This window comes from Solidesulfovibrio alcoholivorans DSM 5433 (genome assembly GCF_000702665.1).
Taxonomy (GTDB): Bacteria; Desulfobacterota; Desulfovibrionia; order Desulfovibrionales; family Desulfovibrionaceae; genus Solidesulfovibrio; species Solidesulfovibrio alcoholivorans.
This window is the reverse complement of sequence record NZ_JNJA01000004.1, coordinates 121,118-135,201: the sequence shown is the minus strand read 5'-3', so window position 1 is coordinate 135,201 and position 14,084 is coordinate 121,118. Positions and strand designations below refer to the sequence as shown.

The window sequence follows — 14,084 nt, the reverse complement described above, 5'->3', positions numbered from 1 at the left end:
AAGGGGGGAATATGCGGGTAGCTGTGGCGTTGTCCGGCGGGGCGGACAGCCTGCTGGCGCTTGGGCTCTTGCGCTTGGCCGGCCATGACGTGATGGCCGTGCATGCCCATTTTCTGCCGCCCGACGCGGAGAAGCGTGATCTGGCCTCGGCCATTGCCGCGCAGTGCGACGCCATAGGCGTACCGTTTCAGGCCGTGGACCTCTCCCGGGCGTTTCACGACCGGGTCATCGCCCCCTTCATCGCCGCCTACGCCCAGGGCCTTACGCCCAATCCCTGCGCCGCCTGCAACCGGGACATGAAATTCGGCCTGCTGCTTATCGCCGCGCGCGGCCTCGGGGCCGAACGGCTCGCCACGGGGCACTACGCCCGGCTTGAGGCGACCGGAAACGGGCCGGCGCTTTATCGCGGGGCCGATGCCACGCGCGACCAGAGCTATTTCCTCTCCCTCGTTCCCGCTTCCGCCCTGGCCCAGGCGGTCTTTCCGCTGGCGGACCGAAAAAAAGCCGACAACCCGGCGGCGCTGGCCGCCCTTGGCCTTGCGCCGCCGCTGCCCAAGGAATCGCGCGAGGTCTGTTTCGTGCCCGGCGACGACTACCGCGCCTTTTTGCAGGCAAGCGGCGCGCCGCTTTCCGGCCCCGGCCCCATCCTGCTCCCCGACGAATCGCGCCTGGGCACGCACCAGGGCCTGTGGCGGCACACCGTGGGCCAGCGCAAGGGCCTTGGCGTTGGCTGGCGCGAGCCCCTCTACGTGCTGGCCAAGGATGCGGCCCGAAACGCCCTGCGCGTCGGCCCAAAAAGCGACCTCGCCGTAACATGTTGCCGTGCCGGCCGCGTCAACCTGCTGGTCACGCCGGAGAACTGGCCCGAAACCGTCCTGGCGCAAACCTGCTACCGCATGCGCCCACGCCCGGCGCGCGCGGCCATGGACGGGGAAACGCTCGTCATCGCCTTCGCCGAGCCCGTGACCCGGCCGACTCCCGGCCAGCTCGCCGTGCTCTACGACGCCGCGGGCCGTGTCCTGGCCGGAGGCGTGCTCGAAGACGCGTGACCGACGTGACCGACGCGACGCGCAGCGGCCTTGTCATCCCGGCAAACCTTGGCTAAATGGCCTTTGCCCCTCATTTTTGGGGCAAGGAAAATCGCACCCTCCATGCCCAGCGACAACACCCGACGCCTCTACGCCATTCTCCTCGCCCTGCTGCTCGCGGCCGGCGCGCTGCTGCGCCTGCTGCACCTGGGCGAGCCGTCGCTGTGGTGGGACGAATTCATCACGCTCGGCATCGCCAAGCTGCCCGTGTCCCGCATGCTCCACACGCTCACCGTGGTGGGGCCGTCGGACATCGGCGGCGAATTCTTTCCGCCGCTCTACCACCTGCTCACCCACGCCGTGCTCGCCGCAAGCCGCAACGACGCTGTGCTGCGGCTTTTGAGCGTCGCCTGCGGCACGGCGACCATCGGCGTGGTCTACGCGCTCGGCGCGACGGTCTTCAGCCACAGCGCCGGCATCTGCGCCGCCGTCCTGGCCACGTTTTCCGTCTACCAGATTCATTATTCCCGGGAGTTGCGGCCCTACAGCCTCTTCATGCTGCTGGGGCTCCTGTCGCTGCTCACACTCTACCGCGCCCTGACCAAGGGCGGCCTGGGTCGCTACGCAGGCTACGTCGCCGCCACAACGGCCATGTGCTACACGGCCTATACGGCTACCTCGAACATCGCGGCCGAAGGGGTCTTTACGGCCTGGTTCCTGCTGCGCGGCTTGGCGACTCGAGAGCTTTCCCCGGGGCAGGCCCTGCGCAAGGGGCTTGCCCTGGCCGGCTGCGTGGTCGTCGCGGCCATCCTCTACATCCCCTGGCTTACGGCCTATAATAACGTCTTCACCCTGCTCAAATCCGGCGGAGGGTCGCCTTCGATCCCGGGCGACTTCCTGCGCAACGTCCTGTCGGAATTCGGGTCCTACGCCGCGCCCGGGCCCGGCCTGCCCTGGCTGCCCTTGGCCCTGCTCGCCCTACTCGGTTGCGCCGTGGCCCTGCGGCGGCCGTGGTGCGACGGACTGGCGCTTTTGGCCGCCTTCGCGCTCATGCCGCTGGTCGCGTTCCTGGCTGCTGCGACTAGGCTTGAGCTAAGCTCCCGCTACCTCTTCAACACCTATTACGCCCTGGTTGCCCTGGCCGGCCTCGGCGCGGCCTGGATCGCGGATCGCGTCGCCCGGCACATGGCGCTTGCGCCGCAACGCGCGGCATGGGCAGCGCCCCTGGCCGGCGTGTTCCTGTGCCTGCTCGTCAGCATCCCCAACGTGCGCTCCCTTTCCATTTATTACCGGCGCGAAACCTCCTATTACAAGGAACTCTCGGATTACCTTGCCTGGAACAAAAACAATATCCGTTATCTGTTCTTTCAGAAAAACCGCAACATGAAGCTCGTCACCGACTGGTACATGCCGCACGCGTTCACAAGCCTTTCGACCTATACCCCGGACGGCTACAAACGCGCCTTCTACCTGATCGAAAACGGCAAACCGCAGCCCGAAATCCCTTTTACGCCCCAGCGGCGCGCCGTCATCCGGGACACCGCCATTTCCGCCATGGGCCTTGTCAGCACCGCGCCGGTGGCGCTTTTCCCAGGCACCGACGGGGATGCCGCCTATGTCGAGGATTTCAGCACCTACAGGTTCTATGAAGACTGCGAGGAGGCGGCCAACCTCGCCCCGGACAGCCTCGCCCAAACCCTTGCCCACTTCGATTACGACAAGCCCGGCCATGCGGAGTACCGTTTCGTGGCCGCACCGGGCACGCGTATCGCACGCACGACGGTTCACCTGGAGTTCACCGCCGAGTTCCTGGCCGATCTGCCTTCGGATTCCCGCGTGACGCTCTCCCTGGCCGTGGACGACGGTCCCTGGCTGGAAGCCGGCGTGGTGACCGACAAGGACTTCCTCGGTCCGGACGGCAAACGCATCGCGCCGCTTGAGAAAAACCGGCGCGTGATCGGCCGGGACTTTCCGCTGGAAATCCGAGGCAACGGCGCGGCGCAAGTGCGGCTGCGCATCGCCTACGGCCCGGTGTTCGAGCCGGGCGTCATCGAAGTCTCGCGTATCGAACTCAAAGCCGCGCTCGACGGCGCGCCGTCCGGCCCCGGCCCGGCAGAGGCCGCGCTTTGGCGCGCGGCGGGCCACAACGCCCTGGCCCGCTGGCTGCCCGGCGAGCCCCTCATGGACGCCGACGCCCTTTACGCCTTCCCGGCCGCGCAGGAAATCGCCCAAGGACCGGCCAACCCGTACGCGTCCCTCGCCGCTTTTCGCCAGGCCCACCCCGGACTCGTGCCGGTCTTTACCATCCCCGGACCGGACGGCTCCCCGGCCTACCTCTTTTTCGACCCGGCCCTAGCCGATCCTTTCGTGCGCCTCGCCCCGGGCGTCCCCGTGACCACGCGCCTGGGCCAGTCACCGCCACAGGAATTCGCGGCGCTCAAGCTCCGGGGTGCGCTCAACCGCCCGCACCTGGACGTCGGCGGCAAGACCGTGGCCGTGCCGGTCCTCGCCCCTGCGCCTGCCACCCTGCTTCTCCAGCGCAATACCGGCGTGCTGCGCTTCGAGCCGAGCTTCCATAGCGAATCCGAAGCCCTGGCCGCCTTTCCCCTGGCCGACAACATCCGCAAAAACAAAAACGAGGACTGTCTGTCCTGCAAGGCCCCAGGCCCTTGCGCCGTGACCGTGCCCCTGAGCTCCGCCTACCCCCTGCGCCTGCTGCGCATCGTCTCCTATCCGCGTATCTACGCGGACAAGGCCGGCAAGAACAACGTGACCATCTCCTTTTCCACGGACGGCAAACGCTTCAAGACCCTGGACCGCCTCGCCAGCGACCGCTCCGGGCTCTGGGAAGGCCTCATGACCCGGCGCGTCTCGGTGCTGCGCTTCGACAAGCCCGTGACCACCGGTTTCGTGCGCTTCGAACTGTCCGAATCGGGCGCGCAGCTCTGGTCCAGGGACGACACGCGCATGCGCATCGAGGCCGAACTCGACGCCACGGCGTTTTCCGGCATCCCCGTCGCCGGGGAGACCCTCCCCCTGACGCTTCGCGAAAACGCCGATGCGCCCCTGTCACTTTTTCTCTCACCCCGGCCGCAGCCCTATCTGCCGAGCCTCCAGGACGACTTCTGATGCCGCCCGCCCTCCGCAACGTCCTGCTCGACCGCGACGGCACCATCATCGAGGAACGCCACTACCTCTGCGACCCCGAAGGCGTGGCCCTGGTGCCGGGCGGCGGCGAGGCCCTGGCCAGACTCGCCCGGGCGGGCATGCGGCTTTTCGCCGTCACCAACCAGTCCGGCATCGGCCGGGGCTATTACGCCCCGCTCCAGTACGAAGCCGTGCGCGACCGCCTGGACGCGTTGCTCGCGCCCTATGGCGTAATCCTCACGGAAACGGCCCATTGCCCCCACGCCCCGTCCGACGGCTGCGCCTGCCGCAAGCCGGCCACGGGCATGTTCACGGCCCTGGCCGCGCGCCACGGCCTGCTCGCCGCCGAAACGGCCGTCATCGGCGACGCCGCCTCGGACATCGCCTTCGGCCTCGCCCTGGGCTCACCCCTGACCATCCTCGTGACCACGGGCCACGGCGCACGCCATGCCCGTGAACTGGGCCTGCCGCAACTCCCAAACGACGCCGCTTCCCTCGCCCTCGGCGCGCGCCGGCCGGGCTGGCCCCACGTCCTGGCCCGGGATCTGCCCGCCGCCGTGGACCATCTTCTGGCATACGCCGGCCCCGGGAGCGCCCCGTGAGCCGCGCCCTGGCCAAGGCCCTCACCAGCCAGTGGGCCGCGACCCTCTACGCCGCTGCCGTGTCCGTGGGACTCACCTTCCTGCTCGGCCGCGTGCTCGGCCCGGCGCAGTTCGGCCAGTATTCCTACATCCTCACCGTGGCCTCGATTTTCGCCATCCTTCAGGACGGCGGCTTTTCCACCCTGATCTTCCGCGAAACAGCCAAGGCCGCCCTGACCGCAAATTCCGACAGGCCGCCGCTCATGTCCCTGGCGCTCGGGCACCTCGGTGCAACCACTCTCCTCGGGCTCGCCCTCGTGCCCCTGTTCCCGGACGCCGACAACCTCCCCCTCGGCGCGGCCGTGGCCTATTACGCGCTCTTTACCGCCGCCGCCCTGGTCTCGTCCTCGCTCAAAGGACACAACAATTTCGCCGCCGAAGGCCTGTGGCGGGCGCTTTCCCGCACCGCCACCGCGCTCTGCGTCGGCATCGCGCTCCTTTTCCCGTCGCCTGGGCCGACCGCCATCTTCCTGGGACTCCTCGCCGGACAGGCCGTGGCCTGCATCACCCCCTACGGCCGAGCCCTGCGCGTCCGGCCGCGCCTGGCCCCGACCCGCGAAGTCTACGCCCCCTGCCTGGCGTTTCTCTGCATCTCCGCCGCCACCACCATCTACTTCCGCTGCGATATCATCCTGCTGCGCCTGCTCACGGACGACCCGGCCGCAGTCGGCAACTACGCAGCCGCCTACCGCCTCATCGAAGGCGTCATCATGCTGGCCACGCCGCTCGCGCACATCTTCTTCCGCACCCTGCGCGTCTCCTTAAACGACACCGCAGCCTTCAAGCACTCCTTCACCCGCATGCTCGGCGTCATGATCGCCCTGTCCCTCGCCGCCACCACCGGCGGCCTGCTGCTCGGCCCCTACATTCTCACCCTGGCCTTCGGCGACAAATACTTCGACGCCATCCCGCTGCTCGCCTGGCTGCTCGGCTCGCTGCCTTTCATCCTGCCCAACTACGTCCTCACCCAGGCCCTCGTGGCACTGGGACGCGAACGCGCCTACGCCCTGCTCACCGTCCTCGCCGCCGTACTCAATATCCTCCTCAACCTGCTGCTCATCCCGCTGCTCGCCGCAAAAGGCGCAGCCCTGGCCACCATCGCCACCGAAGCGACCCTGTGCGCAGGGCTGGCGCTCTGTTTCGTCCGGGGAGGATTCGGTGCGGGCGCAAGGGAGAAGGGGATGGAGAAGGAGTAAGGAATAGGGAGAGCGGAAGGGAAAAGAGAGGGGAAAAGAGGAAGATGCCTCCGGCGGCCGGGGAGGATCATCCCCCCCGGCCGCCGGAGGCATCTTCCCTCTTCAGCTCCCCCGCCTTCTCTCCCGTTCTCGCTACTTCTGCGCCCAAAGCTGGGTCAGGCGTTCCAGCTCGTCCGCGGGCAGGCTGGGGGTGTCGTAGCAACCGGCGACGTGGCGTTGGCGGAAGCCTTCGTAGAGGATGATGGCGGCGGCGACGGAGACATTGAGGCTTTGCACCATGCCTTGCATGGGGATATAGAGCGCACCGTCGACGTGGGGAGCGAGGTCTTCGTCCACGCCCCGATGTTCGTTGCCGAGGATGATGGCGATCTTGCCGGTGAAGTCCCATGCGGCCAGCGGCCGGGCGGTTTCGGAGAAGCTGGTGGCGACGAGGGTATAGCCCTGGCTTTTGAGGACGGCGGCCAGGGAGGCGGCATCCTTGTGGCGTACGGTTTCGACCCATTTCTTGGCCGATCCCGAGGATTTCTTGCCGAGCGCGGGGAAGGCCGTATCGGTGTAGAGCAGGTGGACGCGGTGAATGCCGAACGCGTCGCAGCTTCGTAATATGGCCGAAACATTGTGTGGATCGTGAATGTTGTTTATGACAAGCGTCAAATCGGTCTGTCGTCTGGACAGGACGTCCCGGATACGATCGAGTCGGCGTTCGGTGATGCAGATGCGCATGGCCGTGGCACATAAGCCATGGACCGGACGGACGCAAGGCCGAAGAGGGGGAAAGTGATGACCAAGGTGACCGCTCCGGCGGTGCTGGCTGCCAAGGGAACGCGCAAGCTGGCCATGTTGACGGCGTATGATTTCGCCGCCGCGCGTCTGGCCGAGGCGGCCGGCGTGGACATGCTGCTGGTGGGGGATTCGCTGGCCATGGTGGTGCTGGGTCACGAGGACACGCTTTCGGTGACGATGGAGGAGATGCTCCACCACACCCGGGCGGTGTCGCGCGGGGCGGAAAACGCCCTGGTCGTGGCGGACATGCCATTTCTTTCCTATCAGGTATCGGTGCCCGAGGCCGTGGCCAATGCCGGGCGCTTCCTCAAGGAGGGCCGGGCCGGCGCGGTCAAGCTGGAGGGCGGGCGCGAGGTGTTGCCGCAGGTGCGGGCCATCGTGGCCGCCGGCATCCCGGTCATCGGCCATGTGGGGCTCACGCCCCAGCATGTGGCGGCGCTTGGCGGTTTCAAGGTCCAGTCCAAGACGGCCGAGGCGGCGGCGCGGCTTTTGGAAGACGCCATGGCGCTGGCCGAGGCGGGGTGTTTCGCCGTGGTGCTCGAGTGCATTCCCGCCGCGGTCGCGGCGGTGGTCACCAAGCACCTGCCGGTGCCGACCATCGGCATCGGGGCCGGAGCCGACTGCGACGGGCAGGTGCTCGTTTTCCACGATGTGCTCGGGCTTTATGACCGGTTCCTGCCGAAATTCGTCAAGCAATACGCCAAACTCGGCGACCTTGCCGTGGAGGCGTTGACGCAATGGGCCGATGCGGTTAGAAACGGCGTTTTCCCGGGACCTGAGCATGTTTTTTCCATGGCCCCCGACGCCTATGCCGCCTTTATCTCCCGGATACACACCGACGCGACTGCCGCCGGGCCCGAGGCGACCAAAGGCGACCCCGCCTGAGCGCCTAGCGCCCTGCCTGTGAGTTCTGCATGAAAAACAAGCAATACGATGATGACGTCCGGGAATTCGTGGCGTTGCAAAACGGCGTGTTCGTGGTCGTCAGCACCGATGCCGTCTTCAACAAAAACCTGCGCAGCACCCTCCTGCGCCATCTGACGATCAAGGACGAATGCGTCTATAACGTCGCCACAGTCGAGGGTCTGCACAAGGAAATCAAGCTGCTGCGGGCAAAGAGCCATAAACTCCTTGTCTTCATCGAACGCGAACTCAATGGCCGCAACACCTCCGACCTCATCCGCTACCTGAAGTCCGATTTCACCAATGAATTGTTCCTGGTCGTGCTGACCACCGAAGTCGAGCGCGACAAGCTGGTGCTCCTGCACGAACTGGGCGCGGACAACATCATCACCAAGCCCATTTCCCCGGATACGCTGATCGAGAAGATCGCCTTCACGGTCAAGCCGCGCGGCCAACTCGGCGAGCTCATGGACAAGGGCCGCCAGAGCCTCGACATGGGCAATCCCCTGGAAGCGGCCAAGGCCGCCAAACAGGTGCTGGATCTCAAGCCCAACAGCCCGTCGGGGCTGCTGCTCATGGGCGACGCCCTGCGCGCCATGGGCAAGCGCGATGACGCGCTTCGGGCCTATACCCAGGCGGAAAAAGGCGCGAAACTTTTCCTGGATCCGCTCAAGAAGATCGCCGAACTGCACCGCGAGGAGGGCAACACCCAGGAGGAGCTCAAATTCCTGGAGCGCCTGGACAAACTGTCGCCGCTCAACGTGGACCGCAAGGTGGACATCGGCGCGGGCTACATCAAGCTGGGCGATGCCGACAAGGCCAAGCTGGCCTTTGACCAAGCCGTGCGCATCGCCACCAAGGAAGCGCTGGACGCGGTCAGCCGCGTCACCCAGTCCATCGCCGTACGCTGCATGGAATCCGCGCCCGAACTGTCCGAGCAGTACCTGCGCCAGGCGCTCAACACCCGCAAAAACATGCTCGACCGCTCGGACATCGAGACGTTCAACCGCCTGGGACTCATGCTGCGCCGTCAGGGCAAGTGGCAGGACGCCATCGTCGAGTACCGCAAGGCGCTCAAGATTTCGTCCAACGACGGCGGCCTGTACTACAACATCGCCATGGCCTACACCGAGGGCCGCCAGTACATCGAAGCCTACCAGTACCTGGACCGGGCGCTGACGCTCAATGCGGACCTGTGGCGCACGGGCGAGGCGGTGTGCTACAACATCGCCACGGTCTATCGCCGCTACGGCAAGAAGGAACAGGCCGTGGACTACCTGAAAAAGGCGCTGGAGCTCAATCCAAACTACGCCAAGGCCAAAAGCCTGCTCGAAGAAATCGGCCAGGGGCAGTAGACAGCCCCTTCCAAGCGACGGCCCGCCGGCCGCCCGGACGCCAACCGGCCTCGCGCCAGGACCCCTTCATGCTCGCCTATCCCCAGTTCGACCCCGTGGCCATAAGCCTCGGCCCTCTGCACGTGCGCTGGTACGGCCTCATGTACCTGATCGGCTTCTGCTCGGCCTGGCTGCTCGGCCGCTACCGGGCCGCACGCCCAGGCTCGGGCTGGACCGCCCTGGAAGTGGACGACCTCATCACCTATTCGGTGCTGGGCGTGGTGCTCGGCGGCCGCACAGGCTACGAGATCTTCTACGATATGCCAGGGCTCGTGGCCGACCCGCTCTCCTTTTTCAAGGTCTGGCAGGGCGGCATGTCCTTCCACGGCGGCATCGTCGGCATGTCCGTGGTCGCCTGGCTGCTCGGGAAAAAGTCGGGCAAGGGCTTCTGGGGCGTGGCGGATTTCCTGGTGCCGCTCGTGCCGCTCGGCATCCTGGCCGGGCGCATCGGCAATTTCATCAACGGCGAGCTGTGGGGCAAAGTGGGCGATGTGCCCTGGGCCATGATCTTCCCCGACCCCAGGGCCGGCGGGCTGCCGCGTCATCCCTCCCAACTCTACGAAGCGAGCCTGGAAGGACTGGCGCTTTTCCTGATCGTGTGGCTCTATTCGGCCCAAAAGCGCAAGACCGGCGCGGTGTCAGGCGTCTTTTTGCTCTGGTACGGCATCTTCCGCTTCGTCGTGGAATTCGTGCGTGTGCCCGATCCGCAGCTCGGCTACCTGGCCTTCGGCTGGCTGACCATGGGCCAGCTGCTGAGCATCCCGGTCATCCTGCTGGCGGCGTGGCTGCTGTGGCTGCGGCCCGCGCCCACGAAGGCCGCCTGACAAGGCTTTCCACCCCTCTCCGCAGAGCATGCAGCAGGGCGTTCCCGGAATGTCAACGAGGACATTCCGGGAACGCCGCATTCGCATTAATGAAACGGCGTGGCCTGGGCCGTGGTGTCCGGGTAATCGACGGCGAGAAAGACCGGCAGGGATTCGATGCCCTTGGCTGCGGCGAACGCCTTGGCAAGGTCCACATACCGCCAGTTCTTGTTGTCCATGCTGCGGTAATAATAGCGCATTCGCGCGGTGTCCGCCACCACGGACCAGATGGTCTTGTCGAAACGTTCTTCCTTGCCTTCAAAGCCCCGCACCGCGCCGATGGGAATGTCCACGTTGTCCAGGATGGTGATGGCCTGGTTGAGGCCCTGGTCGGCGCCCTTGGCCGGCAAGGCGGCTTGGCTGAGCGCCACCATGCGCACAAAGCGGCTCGGCGGGCTGTAGTCCCCGGGCAGGCCGTAGAGGCCCGACCCCTGTCCGAACTGCCTGAGCGTCAGACCCTTGAGGTCCTTTTGCGCTATGTTCATGACGGACAGGTTGATATAGTTGTCGAGGTTGGTGAGCATCCAGTCCATGGTCGGCGAGTTGGTCATGACGCCCAACGGATTTTCATAAAGCGTCACCTTGCCGGGCGTGTACTCGATGACGACGCAGTCGCCGGACGGATCGTGCACCACGTAATGCAGAGGCAACGGACCGGACTTGTCCGTGGGGCCCTGGCAGACGCGCACGCCGCGATAGCCCTTGCGCACCTCGGCCACGCTCGCGAAATTCGAAAGCAGCCACGTCCCCAATTCATATTGCGCCAACGTCTTGCCGGACTTGGCGCTTTCGAACGGTTCGTAGGCTGCATATCCCGGCAGGAACAGTTGCCCGACCACGAGGCCCTTTTCGTTCATGCCGTCCGAGGCCAGGGGCATGCCGAAATCGAACATGCCGACGAAGGCATATTTCGTCTTCCATTTCACTCCCTTGGAACTTCCATCAGGCAGTGTGCCCTGGTAGGGCGTTCCCCGGGGCACAATGCCGAGGACCGTCTGCAACGTCCATTCGCCTTCCATGGTCCTGGCATAAAAAACAAGCCCATCCGACGTTTTGATCCGTACACTGGTGCAAGCCGATGCCTGCGGCATGGCAATCCCGAGCAGGTAAGACAAAAACAACAGGCCGACTGCGCGTTGCAACATGAGAGTGCCTCCACGAACATTGGGATTGCGGACAGGAATACCCCTGAATCCTCAGAAACGCCCTCTCCAACAAGAAAAAAAACGCACAACCCTGGAGAGACGTTGCCGTAGCACTCTGACACAAATCACATTACGCAGCAAGAGTAAAGCAGCAATCCCAAAGTGTTGCCAACGGCGGAAAAGACTGCTCGTGAATATCTGTTACGGAGTTCTGACGCAAAACCTTCTCATATATGTCATAGAATAGTTCCGCGGCATGCTTCCAAATGGACTTGGCAGCACAATGTCCTGCAATGCTATTCCTTGTGCAGCGGAATGAGCACGAATTCGCCGCACAGATCGTCGGCCTGGGTTTCCGGCCACACGGCCACGTAGGTCTTGCCCCGGGCCTGCTCCACGGGCGCGGCGGCCGGCGCCGGCGCATGGCGTTTGCAATAGCCCCATTCGCCCGTGAGCATCTCCTCGGGCGGACAGTAGCGGTGCTCGGCCGGGATGGGCCCCTTCCAATAGCGACACATCCTGCATTTCTGCTTCATAGCGGTCCTTTCCGTTTGCGCGCGCCAGCGCGTGCGTTCAGGACAGCGGCGCGCCCATGGGCAGCCCGGGCACGTCGATTTGGTGGATCACGGACCAATTCTTGCCCGTCACCCAGACGCGACCCGTGGCCGGATCGCAGGCGATGCCGTTGAGCACGTTTTCGGAATCGACTTCAAGCTGGGGCCGGGCCAGGGCGGCGCAATCCACCCAGGCGACAACCCGGCCCGAGGCCGGGTCGATGACGGCGATGCGCGTGTCGTGCCAGACATTGGCCCAGAGCTTGCCGCCCACGACCTCGAGTTCGTTGAGTGCAGTCACCGGCGCGCCCTCGTCGGTTACGGCCAGGCTGCCCAGGAGTCTCATGTTGTCGGGGTCGTAAAAGGCGATCCTGTCCGAGCCGTCGCTGACCACGAGCGCCCCGTCGAGCACCGTCGCGCCCCAACCCTCGGTGGGCAGGGGCAGCACGGACCTCGTTTCGAGCGTCGCCGGGTCGGCCACGAGCACCCGCCCCTCGCGCCAAGTCAGCTGGTAGAGCCAGCCGTCTGCGAGCGCGAGCCCCTCGCCGAAAAGCGCGGCGGGCAGCTGCCGCGCGGCGAGCACCTTGCCGGTCTTCACGTCCAGGCGTCGCCGGGAGGAACGGCCGTAGAGCCCCGTGCTCTCGTATAAAACGCCGTTGTCATAAAGCAGCCCCTGGGTGAAGGCCGCGGGGTCGTGCGGGAGTTGCGCGATGCTTCGGGCCGTAAAGACCGGCGCGCCGGCCAGGGACAGGGACGCCGACGCGAACAGCAGGCATGCGGCGAGGAGGGGGAGCCGGCCGAGCGACCGGCTAATATTCGAGAACATGTTTGGAATCCACTCCGTATTTGCGCATGCGGTTGAGCACCGTGCCCCGGCTGACGCCAAGGAGTCTGGCCGCGCCGGAACGGTTGCCGCCGGCGCTGCGCAGCGCCGCGACAAGCGCGCTGCGCGCGTCGCCGTCCGGGATTTCCGCCCGGACGCCGCGGGGCGACAGGCACTCGGGAAGCGAAGCCTCGGCAACGAGCCCCGGCGGCAGATGCGCCGGCTCGATGGGGCCGGCGTCCGTAACCACGAAAGCGTACTCCAGGGCACTTTTGAGCTCGCGGACATTGCCCGGCCAGTCGTGGGCGAGCAGAAGCCGCATGGCCCCTGGCGCGACGGCCGGAACCGGGCGTCCGGCCTGTCCGGCGAGGCGGCGCAGAAAATGTTCGGCCAGCGCGGGCAGATCCTCCAGGCGCTCCCGCAGGGGTGGCAGGCGGATGGGGATGACATTGACGCGAAAAAACAGGTCCTCGCGGAAGCGCCCCTCGGCCGTGAGCCGCGCCAAGTCGCGGTTGGTGGCGGCAACCACCCGCACATCCACGCGCACGGACCGGCTCTCGCCCACGCGCTCGAAGGATTTGGTCTCGAGCACGCGCAGGAGCTTGACCTGGATGGCGGACGGGGCGTCGCCGATCTCGTCGAGGAAGAGGTCGCCGCCGTCGGCCGCCTCGAACCGGCCCTGGCGATGGCGGTGCGCGCCGGTGAACGCGCCCTTGGCGTGGCCGAACAGCTCGCTTTCGAGCAGGCTTTCGGAGAGCGCGGCGCAGTTGAGCTGCACGAACGGCCCGCCGCGCCGCCGGCCGAGCTCGTGGATGGCCCGGGCGGCGAGCTCCTTGCCCGTGCCGGATTCGCCCGTAAGCAGCACCGGCGCATCGCTGGCCGCGGCGCGCTCGATGAGGTCGAACACGCGGCCGAGGGCGGGAGAAGCTCCGATCATGCCGTGAAAGCCCGCCTCGGAGGAAAGCAGGCGCGAAAGGGCCTCCACCTTGCGGTCGAGCCCTTCGAGTTCGGACAGGTCGGTCAGGGTCTCCACGGCGAAAAGCGGCGCGCCCGCGGCGTCGTGCAGCAGCGACTGCTTCTTGAGGACCGGCAGGTAGGAGCCGTCCTTGCGCCTGATGACGCAACGCTTGGCCAGGGTGCTCTTCTCGGCGAAAAGCCGGCACCACGCCCCCTGCCCGAGGCCACGCTCGCGCTCGCACACGTCGCAGTCGAGCACGCGGCACTTGCGGCCGACGAGTTCGTCCGGGGCGTAGCCGGTCATGCGCGCCAGGGATTCGTTGACCATGGCGATGCCACCGTCGGCAGCCACGAGCATGAGCCCCTCGCTCATGGTATCGACGATTTCCCGCAGATAGCGCTCGAATTCCACGCCGCCCCCGGCACCCGCCTGCCGTCGTCGCCCGACAGCCCCGACGGCCGCGTCGGCGGCCACAGTTCCGGCCGTTGCTTCCTTTCTCACAATGCGAAGAGCATGGCATGGCCCAGGCCCCAAGGCAAGCGCCGCCCCACGTCCCGTCTTTCCCCTTTACGGGGGCCGCGGGACAGGATATAGTTCACAGCATGAACGACACTCTGCTCTTTCTCGGCATCATGGTCGCCTGGTTCCT

Annotated in this window: 12 protein-coding genes; 7 read left to right on the top strand and 5 right to left on the bottom strand. The window is 66.2% G+C overall.

Going from position 1 to position 14,084, the window contains the following annotated elements; genetic code table 11:
• Nucleotides 1-11: 11 nt before the first annotated feature.
• The 4 genes from mnmA (at nucleotide 12) to Q368_RS0109025 (ending at nucleotide 6,012) form a co-directional block, all read left to right on the top strand.
• Nucleotides 12-1,049, top strand: a complete 1,038-nt coding sequence (gene mnmA, locus Q368_RS0109040) for a tRNA 2-thiouridine(34) synthase MnmA (protein ID WP_029458745.1) — start codon at nucleotides 12-14, stop codon at nucleotides 1,047-1,049.
• A gap of 102 nt (nucleotides 1,050-1,151) precedes the next feature.
• Nucleotides 1,152-4,157 carry a glycosyltransferase family 39 protein gene (locus Q368_RS0109035; protein ID WP_029458744.1) on the top strand — a complete coding sequence of 1,002 codons (3,006 nt, stop codon included), beginning with the start codon at nucleotides 1,152-1,154 and terminating at the stop codon, nucleotides 4,155-4,157.
• On the top strand, nucleotides 4,157-4,777 hold the full coding sequence (locus tag Q368_RS0109030; RefSeq protein ID WP_029458743.1) for a D-glycero-alpha-D-manno-heptose-1,7-bisphosphate 7-phosphatase: 621 nt from the start codon (nucleotides 4,157-4,159) through the stop codon (nucleotides 4,775-4,777). The genes Q368_RS0109035 and Q368_RS0109030 overlap by 1 nt, the downstream gene beginning before the upstream one ends.
• On the top strand, nucleotides 4,774-6,012 hold the full coding sequence (locus Q368_RS0109025; protein WP_029458742.1) for an oligosaccharide flippase family protein: 1,239 nt from the start codon (nucleotides 4,774-4,776) through the stop codon (nucleotides 6,010-6,012). The genes Q368_RS0109030 and Q368_RS0109025 overlap by 4 nt, the downstream gene beginning before the upstream one ends.
• A 132-nt stretch (nucleotides 6,013-6,144) precedes the next feature.
• Here the strand turns inward: Q368_RS0109025 and Q368_RS0109020 are convergent, their stop codons facing one another.
• Nucleotides 6,145-6,735: a TrmH family RNA methyltransferase gene (locus tag Q368_RS0109020; RefSeq protein ID WP_029458741.1), complete on the bottom strand. Its 591-nt coding sequence runs from the start codon at nucleotides 6,733-6,735 to the stop codon at nucleotides 6,145-6,147.
• A 57-nt stretch (nucleotides 6,736-6,792) separates the two neighbouring features.
• On the opposite strand from Q368_RS0109020, the gene panB reads away from it, so the two are divergent.
• From panB to lgt, 3 genes are all read left to right on the top strand, one after another.
• Nucleotides 6,793-7,680 (top strand): 3-methyl-2-oxobutanoate hydroxymethyltransferase, encoded by an 888-nt coding sequence (gene panB, locus Q368_RS0109015; RefSeq protein ID WP_029458740.1) that lies wholly within the window; start codon nucleotides 6,793-6,795, stop codon nucleotides 7,678-7,680.
• 29 nt (nucleotides 7,681-7,709) lie between these two features.
• The gene (locus tag Q368_RS0109010) at nucleotides 7,710-9,053 is read left to right on the top strand and encodes a tetratricopeptide repeat protein (RefSeq protein ID WP_029458739.1); all 1,344 of its coding nucleotides are present in this window, start codon (nucleotides 7,710-7,712) and stop codon (nucleotides 9,051-9,053) included.
• A gap of 68 nt (nucleotides 9,054-9,121) precedes the next feature.
• Nucleotides 9,122-9,916, top strand: coding sequence for a prolipoprotein diacylglyceryl transferase (gene lgt, locus Q368_RS0109005; protein ID WP_029458738.1), 795 nt, complete (start codon nucleotides 9,122-9,124; stop codon nucleotides 9,914-9,916).
• An 86-nt stretch (nucleotides 9,917-10,002) separates the two neighbouring features.
• Here the strand turns inward: lgt and Q368_RS0109000 are convergent, their stop codons facing one another.
• The 4 genes from Q368_RS0109000 to Q368_RS0108985 form a co-directional block, all read right to left on the bottom strand.
• Nucleotides 10,003-11,046 carry a linear amide C-N hydrolase gene (locus tag Q368_RS0109000; RefSeq protein ID WP_281174622.1) on the bottom strand — a complete coding sequence of 348 codons (1,044 nt, stop codon included), beginning with the start codon at nucleotides 11,044-11,046 and terminating at the stop codon, nucleotides 10,003-10,005.
• 350 nt (nucleotides 11,047-11,396) lie between these two features.
• Nucleotides 11,397-11,636, bottom strand: a complete 240-nt coding sequence (locus Q368_RS0108995; protein ID WP_029458736.1) for a hypothetical protein — start codon at nucleotides 11,634-11,636, stop codon at nucleotides 11,397-11,399.
• Between the two features lie 37 nt (nucleotides 11,637-11,673).
• Entirely contained in the window at nucleotides 11,674-12,480 is an 807-nt protein-coding gene (locus Q368_RS0108990; protein ID WP_029458735.1) for a glutaminyl-peptide cyclotransferase, read from the bottom strand.
• Nucleotides 12,464-13,846 carry a sigma-54 interaction domain-containing protein gene (locus Q368_RS0108985; RefSeq protein ID WP_029458734.1) on the bottom strand — a complete coding sequence of 461 codons (1,383 nt, stop codon included), beginning with the start codon at nucleotides 13,844-13,846 and terminating at the stop codon, nucleotides 12,464-12,466. Before Q368_RS0108985 ends, Q368_RS0108990 begins: the two co-directional genes overlap by 17 nt.
• Nucleotides 13,847-14,084: the final 238 nt, after the last annotated feature.